The sequence below is a fragment of the Dictyoglomus turgidum DSM 6724 genome, from assembly GCF_000021645.1.
Classification (GTDB): Bacteria; Dictyoglomota; Dictyoglomia; order Dictyoglomales; family Dictyoglomaceae; genus Dictyoglomus; species Dictyoglomus turgidum.
The window spans coordinates 320,786-336,890 of record NC_011661.1 but is presented as its reverse complement, the minus strand read 5'-3'; the positions used below and the strand labels follow the sequence as shown (position 1 = coordinate 336,890).

At 32.3% G+C, this 16,105-nt stretch carries 16 protein-coding genes and 3 pseudogenes; 11 read left to right on the top strand and 8 right to left on the bottom strand.

The features are described from left to right. The first annotated feature begins 38 nt into the window (after window positions 1–38). A complete protein-coding gene (locus DTUR_RS01660; RefSeq protein WP_012582729.1) occupies window positions 39–884 on the top strand; it encodes a radical SAM protein in 846 nt (281 codons plus the stop codon). Here DTUR_RS01660 and DTUR_RS01655 read toward each other — a convergent pair. Then, a complete protein-coding gene (locus DTUR_RS01655) occupies window positions 872–1,387 on the bottom strand; it encodes a hypothetical protein (RefSeq protein WP_012582728.1) in 516 nt (171 codons plus the stop codon). The two genes, DTUR_RS01660 and DTUR_RS01655, sit on opposite strands and share 13 nt — an antisense overlap. A gap of 96 nt (window positions 1,388–1,483) precedes the next feature. Here DTUR_RS01655 and DTUR_RS01650 point away from each other — a divergent pair. The 4 genes and pseudogenes from DTUR_RS01650 to DTUR_RS09480 form a co-directional block, all read left to right on the top strand. Further along, window positions 1,484–1,871, top strand: a pseudogene (locus DTUR_RS01650) (anthranilate synthase component II); the annotation flags it as partial. Between the two features lie 55 nt (window positions 1,872–1,926). Further along, a pseudogene (locus DTUR_RS01645) lies at window positions 1,927–2,115 on the top strand (chorismate-binding protein); the annotation flags it as partial. 7 nt (window positions 2,116–2,122) lie between these two features. Continuing rightward, complete coding sequence (locus DTUR_RS01640; RefSeq protein ID WP_479723995.1) at window positions 2,123–2,563, top strand: aminotransferase class IV; 441 nt, start codon at window positions 2,123–2,125, stop codon at window positions 2,561–2,563. Between the two features lie 59 nt (window positions 2,564–2,622). Further along, window positions 2,623–2,760: a hypothetical protein gene (locus tag DTUR_RS09480; protein WP_242603788.1), complete on the top strand. Its 138-nt coding sequence runs from the start codon at window positions 2,623–2,625 to the stop codon at window positions 2,758–2,760. A 2-nt stretch (window positions 2,761–2,762) separates the two neighbouring features. On the opposite strand, the gene DTUR_RS01635 is transcribed toward DTUR_RS09480, so the two are convergent. Then, the gene (locus DTUR_RS01635; protein ID WP_012582727.1) at window positions 2,763–3,602 is read right to left on the bottom strand and encodes an ARPP-1 family domain-containing protein; all 840 of its coding nucleotides are present in this window, start codon (window positions 3,600–3,602) and stop codon (window positions 2,763–2,765) included. Between the two features lie 287 nt (window positions 3,603–3,889). Here DTUR_RS01635 and DTUR_RS01630 point away from each other — a divergent pair, with 287 nt between their 5' ends. The 4 genes and pseudogenes from DTUR_RS01630 (at window position 3,890) to DTUR_RS01615 (ending at window position 9,838) form a co-directional block, all read left to right on the top strand. Further along, window positions 3,890–6,673 carry a glycoside hydrolase family 3 protein gene (locus tag DTUR_RS01630; protein WP_012582726.1) on the top strand — a complete coding sequence of 928 codons (2,784 nt, stop codon included), beginning with the start codon at window positions 3,890–3,892 and terminating at the stop codon, window positions 6,671–6,673. Window positions 6,674–6,685: 12 nt separating this feature from the next. Continuing rightward, complete coding sequence (yicI, locus tag DTUR_RS01625; protein ID WP_012582725.1) at window positions 6,686–9,013, top strand: alpha-xylosidase; 2,328 nt, start codon at window positions 6,686–6,688, stop codon at window positions 9,011–9,013. Window positions 9,014–9,218: 205 nt separating this feature from the next. Continuing rightward, window positions 9,219–9,434 (top strand): annotated as a pseudogene (locus DTUR_RS01620) (nucleotidyltransferase family protein); the annotation flags it as partial. Beyond that, window positions 9,431–9,838: a ribonuclease toxin HepT-like protein gene (locus DTUR_RS01615; RefSeq protein ID WP_012582724.1), complete on the top strand. Its 408-nt coding sequence runs from the start codon at window positions 9,431–9,433 to the stop codon at window positions 9,836–9,838. The pseudogene DTUR_RS01620 and the gene DTUR_RS01615, both read left to right, overlap by 4 nt. Before the next feature lie 4 nt (window positions 9,839–9,842). Here the strand turns inward: DTUR_RS01615 and DTUR_RS01610 are convergent, their stop codons facing one another. Then, window positions 9,843–10,208 carry a nucleotidyltransferase domain-containing protein gene (locus tag DTUR_RS01610; RefSeq protein WP_012582723.1) on the bottom strand — a complete coding sequence of 122 codons (366 nt, stop codon included), beginning with the start codon at window positions 10,206–10,208 and terminating at the stop codon, window positions 9,843–9,845. Next, window positions 10,156–10,548: a HEPN domain-containing protein gene (locus DTUR_RS01605; RefSeq protein ID WP_012582722.1), complete on the bottom strand. Its 393-nt coding sequence runs from the start codon at window positions 10,546–10,548 to the stop codon at window positions 10,156–10,158. The genes DTUR_RS01610 and DTUR_RS01605 overlap by 53 nt, the downstream gene beginning before the upstream one ends. Before the next feature lie 143 nt (window positions 10,549–10,691). Between DTUR_RS01605 and DTUR_RS01600 the strand changes: the two genes are divergently transcribed. Further along, entirely contained in the window at window positions 10,692–12,086 is a 1,395-nt protein-coding gene (locus tag DTUR_RS01600) for an alpha-L-fucosidase (protein ID WP_012582721.1), read from the top strand. 8 nt (window positions 12,087–12,094) lie between these two features. Here the strand turns inward: DTUR_RS01600 and DTUR_RS01595 are convergent, their stop codons facing one another. The 4 genes from DTUR_RS01595 to DTUR_RS01580 form a co-directional block, all read right to left on the bottom strand. After that, a complete protein-coding gene (locus DTUR_RS01595; RefSeq protein WP_012582720.1) occupies window positions 12,095–13,579 on the bottom strand; it encodes a response regulator transcription factor in 1,485 nt (494 codons plus the stop codon). Continuing rightward, entirely contained in the window at window positions 13,572–13,775 is a 204-nt protein-coding gene (locus DTUR_RS01590) for a sensor histidine kinase (protein WP_164930960.1), read from the bottom strand. The genes DTUR_RS01595 and DTUR_RS01590 overlap by 8 nt, the downstream gene beginning before the upstream one ends. 20 nt (window positions 13,776–13,795) lie before the next feature. Then, entirely contained in the window at window positions 13,796–14,341 is a 546-nt protein-coding gene (locus tag DTUR_RS01585) for a sensor histidine kinase (RefSeq protein ID WP_164930959.1), read from the bottom strand. Window positions 14,342–14,486: 145 nt separating this feature from the next. Then, complete coding sequence (locus tag DTUR_RS01580) at window positions 14,487–15,041, bottom strand: hypothetical protein (protein ID WP_164930958.1); 555 nt, start codon at window positions 15,039–15,041, stop codon at window positions 14,487–14,489. 148 nt (window positions 15,042–15,189) lie between these two features. Here DTUR_RS01580 and DTUR_RS01575 point away from each other — a divergent pair, with 148 nt between their 5' ends. Continuing rightward, a complete protein-coding gene (locus DTUR_RS01575) occupies window positions 15,190–16,104 on the top strand; it encodes an ABC transporter permease (RefSeq protein WP_012582719.1) in 915 nt (304 codons plus the stop codon). The last annotated feature ends 1 nt before the right edge of the window (window position 16,105 follow it).

Here is a 16,105-nt window from a genome sequence, read left to right as displayed (position 1 = left end):
ACCTCTGATATAATAGAACCATGAGGGAAGGGGAATAAATGGTTATTAAAGAAATAACTTGCAAAACTGCAATATCAAAATGTGGATTTCCCAGTGGAGGATGGGCAATAAATCCCTATGTAGGATGTGCTCATGGATGTCTTTATTGCTATGCAAGATTTATGAAAAGATTCACAAAACATACAGAAGGATGGGGAGAGTTTGTAGATATAAGGGTAAATATGCCTGAAGTCCTTAAAAAGGAAATAAAGAGAGAAAAATACAAAAACGGTAATATAAATATAGGAACTGTAACTGACCCTTATCAGCCATTAGAAGAAAAATATGAGATTACAAGAAAAATCCTTGAAATACTTTCAGAATATCCTTATCCTCTTAGTATATTAACAAAATCTGATCTTGTCTTAAGAGACATTGACCTCATTAAAAAATTTAAAAATATTGATGTAAATATAACTTTGAATACCCTTGATGAGGATTGGAAAAGGGTTGTAGAGCCAAACTCTCCCTCCATAGAGAGGAGAATATATACTATAGAAAGACTAAAACAGGAAAATATAAAAGTATATGTGATGATGGGACCTTTTTGGCCATTCTTTTCTGATGCGGAAGAACTTATAAAAACCTTTAAAGTTCTTGGTATAGAAGAAATCTACACAGAAAGTTTTAATACCCGAGGCGGAACATTTTCCGAGATAGAAAGGTTAATGTCCCAACATTATCCTAACCTTCTTCCAAGAATGAAGGAAATACTCTTCGATAAGGAAAATTTTAATAATTTTTATTCCCTTGTAAAAGAAAATTTATTAGAATTAGCTAAACAGTATAATATTAAAATAAACATATACTTTGGAAGAGGGCATGCTAAGTTTCATTCATTGTAATCCTCCGAATCATCCTCTTCATCCTCATCATCTAAAAGATCAATTATATACTCTTCTCCAAATACAAATTCCTCGGTTTCTTCTTTATAAAACTCAAAAAAATACTCAGTGAGCTTTTCTTTCAAAATTTCAACATATTCCTCTATTTTCCCTGTAATCTGATTATGCTGATCACTACTTAACCCTAAGCTTTTTGCCTCTTCTTCTGAAAATTCTTGACCTTTGACTTTAATATCATAACCCACAATGTTAATACTTCTATAAAAGACAGCATTAAATTTATATAGGTTCTTTTCCTCTAAAGCTCTATACACTTTAAGAATCAAATCAGGATTTTGTCCCACTGCATCCTCAATAATATTTAAGAGAAATTCTGGCTGAAATTTAAACATACCCTTAGGAAGTGGGATTTCATCTTTGTAATCCACTTCTGTAACTATGACAAAGAATTCCTCATCATCAATATACCCTTTATCAAGAAGTCTTTCTACAAAAACTTCCATTAATCTCACCTCTTTTCTAAACCAAAACTTATACTTATAATATCAAATATCTTGATTAGTGAAAACCATTGTAAAAAATAGAGACGAGATAAGTATTATATAGTGCTTTCTCCAGGTCCTGGGAGACCCACCGATGACAATATACTTTTTGAGATAATAGATTGTTTCAAAAGCAGCAAAAAAATTTTAGGGGTATGCTTAGGACATCAAGCAATTGAAGTATTCTTTGGTTTGAAACTTGTAAAGGCTCAAAAACCAATGCATGGAATAATTGATGAGATAATTCATGATGAAAAAGGGATCTTTAAGAACATCAAAAATCCTCTTAGAGTAGTGAAATATCACTCTCTTATTCTTGAAAAATCATAGCAATAATGATATTATAGAAATAGCTGCCTGTACTAAAAAAGGAGTTCAGTTTCACCCTGAGTCTATAGGAACAGAGGAGGGAATAAACTTACTTAAAAATTTCTTACGATTATGAGAAGAAATATTATAGAAGAAAAAATATTTATAGAACCTTTTAAGCTTTACCTCCTATCATGATTGTAGACTTAGAAAGAAATGACTTAGCTAAAATTTGCACTCCTAACTCCATAGAAGTAAAGAAACTTTTTGAAGTTGAAGAATATTCTTCAGTATATCACTTAGTATCCACCATACATGGAACTTTAAAGAGAGATGTAAGCTTTAAAGATATAATCAAAGCAACCTTTCCAGGAGGAGCTGATTTCTTTGAATAAAGAGGAGTATTTTTACACCTTTGGTTTAGTACCTTTATACGAACACTATAATAGAATGAGACGAGGTTTTAAAACACTTAAACTTCCTTTCTCTCTTCCCTTTGAAAAATTCGAAGAGTATCTTAGGGACTATATAACAAAAACAAATTTGTCTTTTGGAGCTTTAAGAATACACTTTAAAGGAAAAGAACCTATTATAGAAGAAAAAGAAATAAAATACGATAGGGAAAAGTATAATAGGGGTTTAGCTATAAAAATATCTAAAATTAGAAAATATTCCCACAATATTCTTAATTATATCAAAACATTTAATATGGGGCTTAATGTTATAGAAGAAGAAAGAGCTAAAAGCTTGGGGTTTGATACCTGCCTTTTCCTCAATGAAAAGAAACTAATAACAGAAACTGCTTTTGGAAACATCTTCTTGAAGTAGCTAAAAGCTTAGGCTACCAAGTAGATATATCATTCCTAAAATTAGAAGACATCAAAAATATGGAAGAATGCTTTATAACTACAAGTGTAGCAGGAGCTTTTCCTGTTAAAAATATAGAGAAGATATCTTTTTCTTCTAAAGAATTTTCTTTAAAATTAGCCCAAATTGAAATTTTTAAAAGACCTTGGAATACGTAGTTCTATTTATTCTCCTTAAGAAGATCCCATCCAAGTCCTACCCATTTAAATTTTAAAGGCTCAATTTTACTTATTTCTTCAAATATCCTTTTATTTACCTCCTTAACCTCGTAATATTTTTTATAGGGATATCTAAAAATACAACTTCTTATCAGTTTTTCATGGAGATTTTTATAAGCAGAAACAAGGGGAATAATATCCATCCCTTCAAATCCTCCATTAATATATACGAGAATACCATTTTGTCCCTCAGTGTATGTAAAATTTCTGATCTTATTTTCCAAATTATCTTTTTCTTTTTCGTAAATATCTCTCATAGCTGAAGTTGCTGAGTCCACATTATAAGCCCTTTTATATAGATCAATCATATTCCAAATTGAAACTTGATCTGACCTAAATTCTCCCTTTGAGATTAAATTTTGGAGTACCGTTTCATTCTTTTCTTTTCTAATTTCCATAGGAATTATTACATCAGAATCTTTAAAACCTTCAGAAGTATAATCCCACCTATGAGCTTCTGTACAACTTACTGGAATGGTAAGTTCGCTATTTTTCTTAACAAGAATAGAGGTATTTACTACTCTATTCTGTTTTCCGCCTTTAAGCTCTTCTCCATCTAAAATTAAAACCTGCTCTGAAAGAGTGTTTATCACTTTCAAAACTGGTACCTCTCCAAAAGCATTCACTTCTTTTATAAGAAATTTCCCTGTTTTCAATGCAGAATCTAAATTGATAAAATAAGGCATATTATCAATTTCAAGCTTCAATGGAAAAATGGTTATGTTATCAAAAGTTTGAGGATCCATAATTTCCAGACTTGAAAAAATTTTATCTATCTTCATATTCAAAACCCCCTATAACTTTTTTGAAAATGATATACCCAGTTGAGGACAAAATTAGCCCCTTGAAAGTTATAAGGGAAAAACTTTATGATATTCCCATTCACAGATAATCGCCGATTTTTATGTCAACCTAAATTTTAGGTTCTTCCAAAAAAGAGAAAAAACAGCTCTATAAGACATTCCAATTTCGTGTTAAAAGAGAAAAATATCGTGGTTCATAAAAGTAATTTTCAGGTTATATAATTAATCTCATAAATAAAAATATTAAAAAGGGAGGACATGACTTTATGAACATTGAAGGAAAAGTAAAAGAGCTTGTATCTCGCTTAACCCTTGAAGAAAAGATAAAACTTCTTCCCACGAGACAAGCAGAAATTCCAAGACTTAACATTCACGAATTTTATATTGGAGGAGAGGCAGCTCACGGGGTTGCTTGGCTTGGAAAAGCCACAGTTTTTCCTCAGCCTATTGGACTTTCCTCCTCCTTTGATAGAGATCTTATGAGAAAGATAGGAGAGGTCGTATCTCAAGAAGCAAGGGCCTATTATTACATGAGGGGTAAAATCGGAGGACTTATGCTTTGGGCTCCAACAGTAGACATGGGGAGAGATCCTCGTTGGGGAAGAACAGAGGAATGCTATGGAGAGGATCCTTTTCTTGCCTCAGAGATGGCAGGTGCATATATACAAAGTATGCAAGGAGAGGACCCCGTATATCTTAAAACTGCTATGACTCCAAAACACTTTTTTGCCAATAACAATGAAAAGGATAGAGATAAATTCTCAGCCAATATAGATCCGAGAAATATGTATGAGTACTATCTTGAGGTATTTAGAAGGGTTATTGAAAAATACAAAGCCCAATGCATCATGACAGCATACAATGCGGTAAATGGAATCCCCTGTATTATAAATCCTATAGTAAAAGAGGTGGTAAAAGAAAAATTTGGCCTTGAAGGATGCGTAGTTACCGATGCGGCAGACTTTAGCCAAACAGTTACCTCTCATAAAACCTTTGAGAATCACTATGAAACCCTTGCCTATGCCTTAAAAGCTGGAATTGACGCCTTCACCGATGATCCTAATCTGGTAATAGAATCTGCATGGCAAGCCTTAGAAAAAGGATTAATAACTGAGGAAGATATAGATAAAGCCATATCAAACTCTCTCAAAGTAAGATTTAGATTAGGAGAGTTTGATGAGGAGATAAGTAAGAAATTCTATGTTCCTCCTACAAAGATATGTGATAAGGAACATTCTCAACTTTCCTATCTGGCGGAATTAAAATCTGTGGTACTTCTTAAAAACGAAAACAAATTTTTACCCATCAAAAAAGATAAAATAAATAAAATTGCTGTAATTGGACCTCTTGCCCACAAAAACTATAATGATTGGTATAGTGGAACTTATCCATATAAGGTATCCATATTACAAGGAATTATAAATAGACTCTATGACAAAGAAATTCTATACCATGACTCCTACGATACTGTGGCAATAAAATCGGCTAAAAGCAATAGATATCTAAGAGTTATAGAATCAGAGATAAGCCCTATTTGGGCAATAAGCGATAAAATAACCGAAAGAGAAAGTTTTAAATACATAGATTGGGGATGGGGAAAGAAAAGCCTTCAAGGATTAGCAAATAGGAAATACTTAACCTGTGATGATAGCACTTCAGCCATATTTTCTGCATCAGAAGAAGTATTTGGATGGTTTGTAAAGGAACTTTTTAACATTGATCCTCTTGGAGATGGAACTTACCTCATTAAAACCTGGAATGGAAAATATGCCTATATAGATGAGAGAAAAGGAAATGTACTAAAGTTTAAAGATACCTTTGAAAATCTGCCCGAAGAAAAATTCATTATTGAGAAGATAGAAAAAGGTATAGAGAAATCTTGTGAGATTGCTCAAAATTCAGATCTGGTAATTTTATGCGTGGGCAATAATCCCATGGTAAATGGAAGAGAAGATGAAGATAGAATTGACATAGTCCTTCCTGAACATCAGGAAAATTTAGTAAAAGAAGTATTCAGGGTAAATCCCAATGTAGTATTACTTATAATAAGTAGTTATCCTTATGCCATTTCTTGGGAAAAGGATCATATTCCTGCCATTCTCTGGTCTTCCCATGGAGGGCAAGAAATGGGAAATGCCATAGCGGATATTCTCTTGGGAAACTTCTCCCCTGCAGGAAGACTAAGTATGACCTGGTATAAATCTATTCATGACATTCCACCTATTACTGACTATGATATTATCAGGGGTAAGAGAACTTATATGTATTTCGACAAAGAGTCTCTCTTCCCCTTTGGACATGGTTTAACTTATACAGAGTTTACATACAAAAATCTAGTTTTAAACTCAAAAAACTTTAAATTAAACGAGGAGATAAAAATCAGTTTTGAAATTGAGAATACTGGCGATATGGACTCCGATGAAGTACCACAAGTATATGTGAGAGCCCTAAATTCAAAAGTCAAAAGACCTAATATACAACTTAAAGGATTTACAAGAGTCTTTATTCCAAAAGGAGAAAAAAGAAAAATTGAGATAACTATTCCTGTATCAGATCTTTTCATATGGGACGTAAGGCAAAAAAGATATCTTGTAGAAAAAGGAGAATATGAAATTCTTATTGGAGCATCATCTAAGGATATTAAATTAAGGGATAAAATTTATGTGGAAGGAGAAGAGATTAAAAATAGAGACCCTTTTAATAAAACAAAAGCCTTTAATTTTGACGATTGTTATAATGTATCTTTTAATACAAAGGGAAATTTCAAAGAAACTTATGTGATCTTTAATGATAACAACTCTTATATTCTCTTCAGAGATCTGGAGTTTTACAGTAGGCCTAAAAGGCTTGTCATGGAAATTTCTTCAAACTATTCCAAAATAATTTTAAATTTTAGCAAAATAGATAAAGAATTTTCTTTTGAAACTTTGGATACTAATAATGAATGGAGAGAAATCGTTTATCTTTTGGATGAAAATATTGAGGGTGTTCATGACCTATACATAAGGGGAGAAAAAGGATTAAAAATAAACTGGTTTAGATTTGAATAGGAGGAGGAAATTATGAAATTTACCGATGGACATTGGAGAGTAAGAGAGGGAATAAAAATTCATTATCCATGCATTCTTTGGGATTATGAAATTAAAGAAAAGGAAATAGTAGTTTATGCTCCTTCAAGTTTTGTTAAAAACCGTGGTGAAACTTTATATGGTCCTCTTTTTGAGATTCATTTCTCCTCACCTTTCCCCAATATCATAGAAGTTATCTCATACCACTTTAAGGGAGTGATAGAAAAAGGACCAGAATTTGAGATAAATAGGGATAAGAAATATAAGCCTGAGATATTAGATGAGGAGGATTTTCTTATACTAAAGTCAGGAAACCTAAAGGTAAAGATAAACAAAAAAGGCACTTTTCAATATACCTTTTACTGGAAAGACAAAAAACTTACTTCTTCGGGGCACAAACATATGGCATATGCTATAGATGAGAACAAAAAAACTTACACGATAGAAAGCTTAGACCTTGGAGTAGGAGAATTAGTATATGGACTAGGAGAAAGATTTGGTCCTTTTATAAAAAATGGGCAAACTGTAGAGATGTGGAATGCAGACGCAGGCACAGTATCAGATCAGACATATAAAAACATTCCTTTTTATGTAACTAATAGAGATTATGGGGTTTTTGTAAATCATCCTGAGAAGGTATCCTTTGAAATTGCTACAGAACATGTAGAAAGAGTACAATTTAGTGTTCCTGGAGAAAGAATTAATTATTTTTTAATTGGAGGAGAAAACTTAAAGGAGGTTCTTGAAAACTATACCCTTCTTACAGGAAGACCCCATCTTCCTCCTTCTTGGTCCTTTGGTCTTTGGCTTACCACCTCTTTTATTACCAATTATGACGAAAAAACAGTGACCAGCTTTATAGAAGGAATGAAAGAAAGAAATATTCCTCTTCATGTATTCCACTTTGATTGCTTCTGGATGAGGGAATATCATTGGGTAAACTTTGAATGGGATGATAGGGTATTTCCTAATCCTGAAGAAATGTTAAAAAGATTAAAGGAAAAGGGGTTAAAAATCTGTGTATGGATAAATCCATATATTGCCCAAAGATCAAAACTTTTTGAAGAAGGAAAAGAAAAGGGATATCTTTTGAAAAAGCCTGATGGTAGTATATGGCAAACCGATGACTGGCAACCTGGTATGGGAATCGTAGACTTTACAAATCCCTCTGCAAGAGCCTGGTACTCAAATTACCTAAAAAAGTTAATAAAAATGGGAGTTGACGTATTTAAAACCGATTTTGGAGAGAGAATTCCTACAGATGTGGTCTATTATGATGGATCTGATCCAGAAAAGATGCATAATTTTTATACCTACCTCTACAATAAGACCGTCTTTGAAACCCTTAAGGAAGAGCTTGGAGAGGAAAATGCCATGGTCTTTGCAAGATCTGCTACAGCAGGAAGTCAAAAATTCCCAGTACATTGGGGAGGAGATTGTCTCTCTACTTATGAGTCCATGGCAGAAACCTTAAGAGGAGGATTGTCCTTAGGACTTTGTGGATTTGGTTTTTGGAGTCATGATATAGCAGGATTCGACAGCTCTGCAACCCCTGATCTATATAAAAGGTGGGTTGCCTTTGGACTTCTTTCTTCCCATTCCAGACTCCATGGAAATCATGATTATAAAGTACCATGGGTGTATGATGAAGAAGCAGTAGATGTGTTGAGATTTTTTGTAAACTTAAAATGTAATCTTATGCCATATCTATACGCAAAGGCAATAGAAGCAGTTGAAAAGGGAATTCCAATGCTAAGAGCAATGGTACTTGAATTTGAAGAAGATCCTACATGCCATTTTTTAGACAGGGAGTATATGTTAGGAGACTCCCTATTAGTAGCACCTATATTCTCGGAAACAGGAGAGGTAGAATATTACCTTCCCAATGTAGGAGTTTGGACCAATCTTTTGACAGGCGAGAAAAAAGATGGAGGAAAATGGTATAAAGAAAAGTTTGATTATTTCTCCTTACCCCTTATGGCAAGACCGGGAAGTATTATCCCTATGGGAGAAAACAAAGAAAAACCTGACTATGATTATGCTAATAATGTAATCTTATATGTATTTGAGCCCCAAGAGGGAAAGAAAATATATTGCGAGGTTTACAACCAAGAAAGAAAAGTAGATTTAAAAGTAAATCTTATTAAAGAGAAAAACATAATAAAGATAAACGTAGAAAAAGATTCTGAAAAACCCTATTCTATATTACTCTTCAATATAAATGAGGCTAAAAACATTACTGGTGGAAAAATAGAAAGAACCGAAAAAGGTATAAAAATTGTACCTGAAAAGAAAATTAAAGAGATTACTATAGAGTTGTAATACAAACTTCCTCCCCCCTCTTCCCCCAAAGTCTCCCAAAGTATATATTGGGGGCTTTGGGGGTGAACTATGCTATACTATAATCATGTTTGACTTCTCAGTTTGGGAAGAAAAACTTTTAAAAGAGAAAGAAGAAAGAGAGCTTAAGAGAAAAAAAATTACTGGAAGATATAATCCCAAAACTTAAGTATACTTTCAAGAAAAGAAAGTAGAAAAAGTTTACATTTTTGGCTCCATATTAGAAGAGGATATGTTTTATGATTTTTCAGATGTGGATATAGCAGTAGAAGGATTAAAAGAGGACTTTTTCAAAATATTCTCTGATCTTGAGGACATCATAGGAAGAAACATAGATCTTGTGGAAATTGAGTATTGTAAATTTAGAAAAATCATATATGAAAGAGGATTGAGAATAAAATGAAGAAGGAAAGATTAAGCTTTCTTTTAGGATATATCCTTTCTCAAGAGGAAGAAGTTAAGAAAATATACAGAGAAATACAAAACATTAACCCAGAGATGAAAGAAAAAACCATATACTTAGCCTATAACCTACACAATCTATACAATGCATCCTTCTTTCATAAAGAGATTTTAAAAAGAATGTCCATAGAAATTCCAGGAATAAGACCTAAGGTACTCTCAAAGGAAAGTTTTATTATTTTAAATGAACTCCGAGGATTTAGATATATATTCAGGCATGCATATAACTATGAAATCATTCCAGAAAAAGTAAATATGTTGAAAGAAAAAATAACAAAAAATTGGAGCATTGTGGAAGAGGACCTAAACAATTTCAAAAATTGGTTAAAGGAAAACTTAAGATAAATTTTTACCCAAGCTCCACAGCATAGCTTAAAACCTCTTTAATAAAAATATTGTTATCCTTTTCCATCTTTTCAATTTCATCTTTTGTATAAACAATTATATTCACGTCAAAGGGAACTTCTTTAAAATAATCCAAAAACTCATCAGCTCGAAAGAGAAAAGGTTTTTCAGAATTTTTTACTATAATCATTATATCCACATCACTTTCTGGAGTATAATCTCCCCTTGCAAAAGAACCAAAAAGCATAATCTTAATAACTTTACTATTCTTTTCCTTTATGAAAAAGGATATCTCTTTTAATTTATTTATTAAAGCATCATAATCTACTGATAATATCTTCACAGAACCCAATAATTTCTCGTGCAGCATTTAGAGCCTCCTCTGCAATTTTTTTATCAAAAAATTCATAAGGACTTCCTTCAGGAAATCCATTAGGATACCTACTTTCCTTATAATACCTATCCAAAATCCTTGCTCTATGATAAATTTCATCACTCACATCTATGAGCTCTTTTAAGCCATCAAGCATCTTTACTATTGAATGTCCTTTTACAGCTCTATTTAACTTATAATATAAAGCTTTTACTGCTTTCTCAGCAGATTGCTGAGAGGCAAAACAAGCCCACTCGTAAAATGAGTGTTCATAATCAAGAAGAGCTTTCTCATAATCCCTTTTAGCCTGTTTTAACCAATCATCGCTTCTGTTCATACAAATTTTCCCTCATTTAAAATTTTAACATAAATCCAAAAATTTTAATAAAATTCTTTCCATATTTGCTTTTTTGGTAGTATTATTTAGGTATATAAAGAAACTTAAAAGTGAGGTGAAATTTATATATTATGAGGTACAAAATGCCAGAAGGTCCTTTTAGGCCCACATGGGAGTCATTAAAAAACTATAAAATTCCAGAATGGTACAAGGATGCCAAATTTGGAATTTTCATCCATTATGGTGTTTATTCGGTTCCTGCCTTTAGTAATGAGTGGTATCCAAGAAATATGTATATTGAAGGAACGCCCGAATATGAACACCATATAAAAACTTACGGAGAGCACAAAAGATTTGGATATAAAGATTTTATACATCTTTTTAAAGCAGAAAGGTTTGATCCATATGAATGGGCAGATTTATTTAAAAAAGCAGGCGCTAAATATGTGGTGCCTGTAGCAGAACACCATGATGGCTTTGCTATGTATGATTGTAGTTTTACCAGATGGTGTGCAAGCAAGATGGGGCCAAAAAGAGATATCATTGGAGAGCTGGCAAAAGCCGTGAGAGAAAATTTTCTTACCTTTGGAATTTCTTATCATAGAGCAGAGCATTGGTGGTTTTTCCATGAGGGAATGAAATTTGATTCCGATGTAAGAGATAAAGATTATTTTGATTTATATGGACCTGCCCAACCAGAACCCATGCAGCCCACTGAGGAATTTTTAGAAGATTGGCTTCTTCGTCTTTTGGAAATAGTGGATAAATATCAACCTCAAGTAGTATATTTTGACTGGTGGATAGAACAACCTGCCTTTGAACCATACCTAAAAAAGTTTTTTGCTTATTACTATAATAGAGCCCATGAATGGGGGAAAGGTGTGGTAATTAACTATAAATTGAATGCAGTACCAAGGGAATGTGCAGTCTTTGATGTGGAAAGAGGGGAATTAGGGGATATTGATCCCATATATTGGCAGACTGATACTTCTATATCAAGGATTTCTTGGGGATATGTAGAAAATGATATTTACAAACCCGCCAAAGAGTTAATATGGGAACTTGTAGACATTGTAAGTAAAAATGGCAACTTATTACTTAATGTAGGACCAAAAGCAGATGGAACCATACCAGAAGCAGCTCAAAAAACTCTTCTTGAGATAGGAGAATGGCTACTTAAAAATGGAGAAGCAATTTATGGAACAAGACCATGGAGAATTTATGGGGAGGGACCCACAAAAGGAAATGCGGGATCTTTTAGTGAGAAGGAAATTAACTATACAGGAAGAGATTTAAGATTTACTACAAAAGGAGATACCCTTTATGCCATTCTCATGAATAAGCCTGAAAAGGATGAGATAGTGATAAAATCACTAAGCACAGAACTTACTTTATACCAAAAAGAAGTAGCAAAGGTTGAGCTTTTGGGATTAAAAGGAGAGCTTAAATTTGAAAGAAATGAGGAGGGATTAAAAATAAAAATTCCTGAATTTGAAAAGCTGAATTACCCTATAACCTTCAAGATTTGGGGAAGATGAAGAGAAAGTTAAATACTTTCCTTAAAATTCTGGGGAGATTTCCCTGTATATTTTTTAAACTTACATATAAAATAGTCTGTATCCTTGTAGCCTACCATCTCTGCCACCTCTGAGACTTTCAACCCCCTTCTTAAAAGCTCCTTTGCCTTATTTATTCTCACTCTATCAAGATAGGTATTAAATTTTTCCTTTGTATACTTTTTAAAGATTTTTCCAAGATAACAAGGGTTATAGCCAAATTCCTTTGCCACATCTTTCAATTTAAGATCTTTGTAAAAATTAGATTCTATATATTCGGTAATTTTTACAAGAGGATTTCTTCCCATAATCTCCGAAAAATCACTAATTAACTCAGTTAAAATTTCTTTTGTAAAAACATGGAGATCAATTATTGTTCTTTTATTAAAAAATTCTTCAAAAATCCTGTTCTTAAGATACTTGAAAGATTTTTCCTTAAACTGTGAGTATCTTGTGATAAGTAGAGTAACTATATCTACATAAAGGTTAAAATAACTCAACTTTATCTCTTGTTCCTCATCTTCATAAACCATATGTTTTATCATCTTATCCTCCAAAAGTTCCCAAAGCTTAACAAAATCAAGATCCTCAATAACCTCAACCCAAAGTGCCACATTATTTATTTTTTCCAATTCTAAATGTGGCTTTAAATTTTTCTTTCCTTTAGGATAAACTAAGAAACCCTTCTCCTCATATAGAAATCTTCTTGAGAAAAGAGACTTCGCCTTCTCAAAAGAGGATGAAATGCTCAAAAAATCATACACTTTTTCTCCAATGGAAAAGCAAAAATAATCTCTATATTTGTTTCTTAGATGATCTCTTAAATTTATGAGCTTTCTTTTCTCTTTACTAAAGTCCTTAATAATAAAGCCTATAAAATTATCAACTAAAAAAGAAAAGGGAAAATAATAGGAAATATCTTCTAAAACCTTAATCTTGTCTAAACTTTTATCCTCCCAATCCACTAAAACAACCTGATAAGAATTCCAAGGAAGATCAAGACAAAAGATATTATTTATCTCATCTTCCTTCACATCTAAATGCTTTTTCAAAAATCTCTCCATTATCCTTCCCTTTGAACTTTCATATAAAATTCTTTCTTTCTCTAATTCATGATAAACCTTTTCTAATTTCTCTTTCAAAATTTCAGGATCCACAGGCTTTAATATATAAAAATTGACTCCTAACTCAATGGCTTTTATGGCATAATCAAATTCAGGGTATCCTGTAAGAATAATTATTTTAGTAGAATTTTTATAGGATTTAATATTTGAAATCAATTCAAGTCCATCCATTTCTGGCATTTTAACGTCTATCACACAAAGATCAGGATTTATCCTTTTTATCTTCTCTAAAGCCTCAATACCATCTTCCGCCTCTCCTACAATCTTAAATCCTAATCTTTCCCAATTAACAATCCTCTTTAACCCTTCCCTTATGTAGTATTCATCATCGGCGATAAATACCTTATACATCAACTCTCTCCTTTCTCAGAGTTGCATAAGGAAGAATAATATCTACTTTTGTCCCTACGTTTTTCTGAGTTTCTATTTTTAAACCATACTCATTACCATAAAACAACTTAATTCTTTCAAGGGTATTTTTTAAACCTATCTTGGAATAGTTTTCTTGATCTTCATTTAAAATCTTCTCCAACTCCAGATTTTCCATCCCCACACCATTATCCTTTCTTAGGCTCTATCCCATGAACTACAGAATTTTCTACTATAGGCTGGATCAAAAAGGGAAGTATATATACTTCCCTTATATCTGTAAAGATCAAGTTCCCATTCAATACTTACAGGCTTCCCCTTTGCTTCTAAAGATCTTCTCAAGATTTTTCCAAGTCTCAATGCCACATCCGCAATCTCTTTTTGATTATTACATACCGCTATCATATGAATGGTTTCCAAGGTATTAAACAAAAAATGAGGATTAAGTTGTTCCATTAAAGTTTTAAACTTCATATCTTTTTGTTTGATTATAAGTTCATTCAAATTTTTAATATTCCTTGCCATCATTTTCACATTTTCCGAAAGCTCCCCTATTTCGTCCTTCCCCTGAAGTGGAATATTAAGATCCCAGTTTCCGTGAGAGATCTCATTTACTGCTTTATTTAAAATTGCAATTCTTCTACCCATACTTCTTGAAAAGATCCCTGCAAAAACCATAGAACTTATAAAAGCAATAAAAATTATTGTTATGGCAAAATCCTGCATTCTTTTAGGTTCTTTCATGATTACTTCCAGAGGTACGATAGAAATAAGATAAAAATCCTTATTATACCCCGTTAAAGGAAGATAAACTCCAAAAACTCTATACTTTTTGTTATTAAATTCATAAGTGTATCCCTTTTCAGATAAAATCCTTTGTAAATCTATATTAAAGGTCTTTCATTTCTAACTTATTTAGGTTAATAACTAAGACTCCAAATTTTTCATTATAAACATCTTGATAAATTAGATCCCAGATGATAAAACCGTTAAGCTGAACTGCAAGTTTATACCATTCTTCTTGCTCTATTTCCTTTTTAGTCTTACAAAATACACCATTTTCTAAAATCGTAGGATTTTCTGAATATATTCTTATGCGATAAATAGCTTTTGCATAAAGGGTCTTATAGTTTTCTATATCCTTATACTGAGAATATCTTAAATAGGCCTCCAATGGAGATGTATATTTATAAAGTAAAAGTTCCTTTAATCTCTGATCAATCATCAGTTTATTTGCTGTATTAACTGCTTCATTGGTCATCTCCATAATCTTAAGCTTTGCGAGATTAAGCTCATTGTAAATTTCCTTTGCTGAAGAACTTAGAGCAAAATCTCTAAAATGAATAATAGTCACAGTTCCAAGAATAAGTATAGGTATAAAAGATACCACTATAAAGGACAATATTAACTTTTCCTTTAGCTTTAGATCTTGAAACTTTCTCATTTTGGTATAGTATAGAACTTTAAATCATTTTATGTAAATTGAAAAATATCTATTTTTAGGGGATAAAAATGTCAATTTTTTGGGGTTATTTTGTTTTTCTTTTTGTGCTAACAAATAACTTAAAAGACTAATAGAGGGGAAATAAAAAATGAATTTTGTAAAAACATTAAAAACAATAAAGAAGCAAAAATATTTAATAATTATGGTTCTTCCTTTCGTAATATGGCTTATTATCTTTAGATATGTCCCCCTTTGGGGGTGGATTACCGCCTTCCAAAATTATAAGCCCGGCCTTCCTATATTTCAGCAACAATGGGTTGGTTTGAAGTATTTTAAAGAGATGTTCTCTGATCCTGAATTTTATCTTGTAATGAGAAATACCTTAGCAATGAGTATTCTGAGTCTCATTTTTGGATTTCCCCTTCCTATTATCCTTGCTATATTGATTAATGAGATAAGATGTACTGCCTTTAAAAGAACTGTACAAACCATCTCTTACCTTCCCCATTTTGTCTCTTGGGTAATAGTAGCAAGTATTGTGCATGCTATGCTTGCTCCTGACGGTGTGGTAAATTATTTACTTCTGAGATTAGGACTTATAAAACAGCCTATACTCTTTTTTGGGGAACCTAAATATTTTTGGTGGATTGTAGTATTCTCCGATATATGGAAAGAAGTTGGCTGGAATACAATTATCTTTTTAGCTGCAATGACCTCTATTAATCCCGAACTATACGAAGCTGCAGAAGTTGATGGAGCAAGTAGATTTAGAAAGATATGGCACATAACTCTACCTGGAATCATGCCCACAGTAATAATGATCTTAATTTTAAGCATAGGTAATATCATAAACATAGGTTTTGAAAGACAATTTCTCTTAAGAACTTCCGCAGTAAGAAATGTGTCTGATGTGATTGACCTTTATGCCCTTGATTATGGAATAAGGGCAGGAAGATTTTCCTTTGGCACTGCTGCAGGAATATTCAAATCAGTAATAAGTTTAATCTTACTTTTTTCAGCTAATAAAATTACTAAAAAAGTAACAGGCTACAGAATTATTTAGG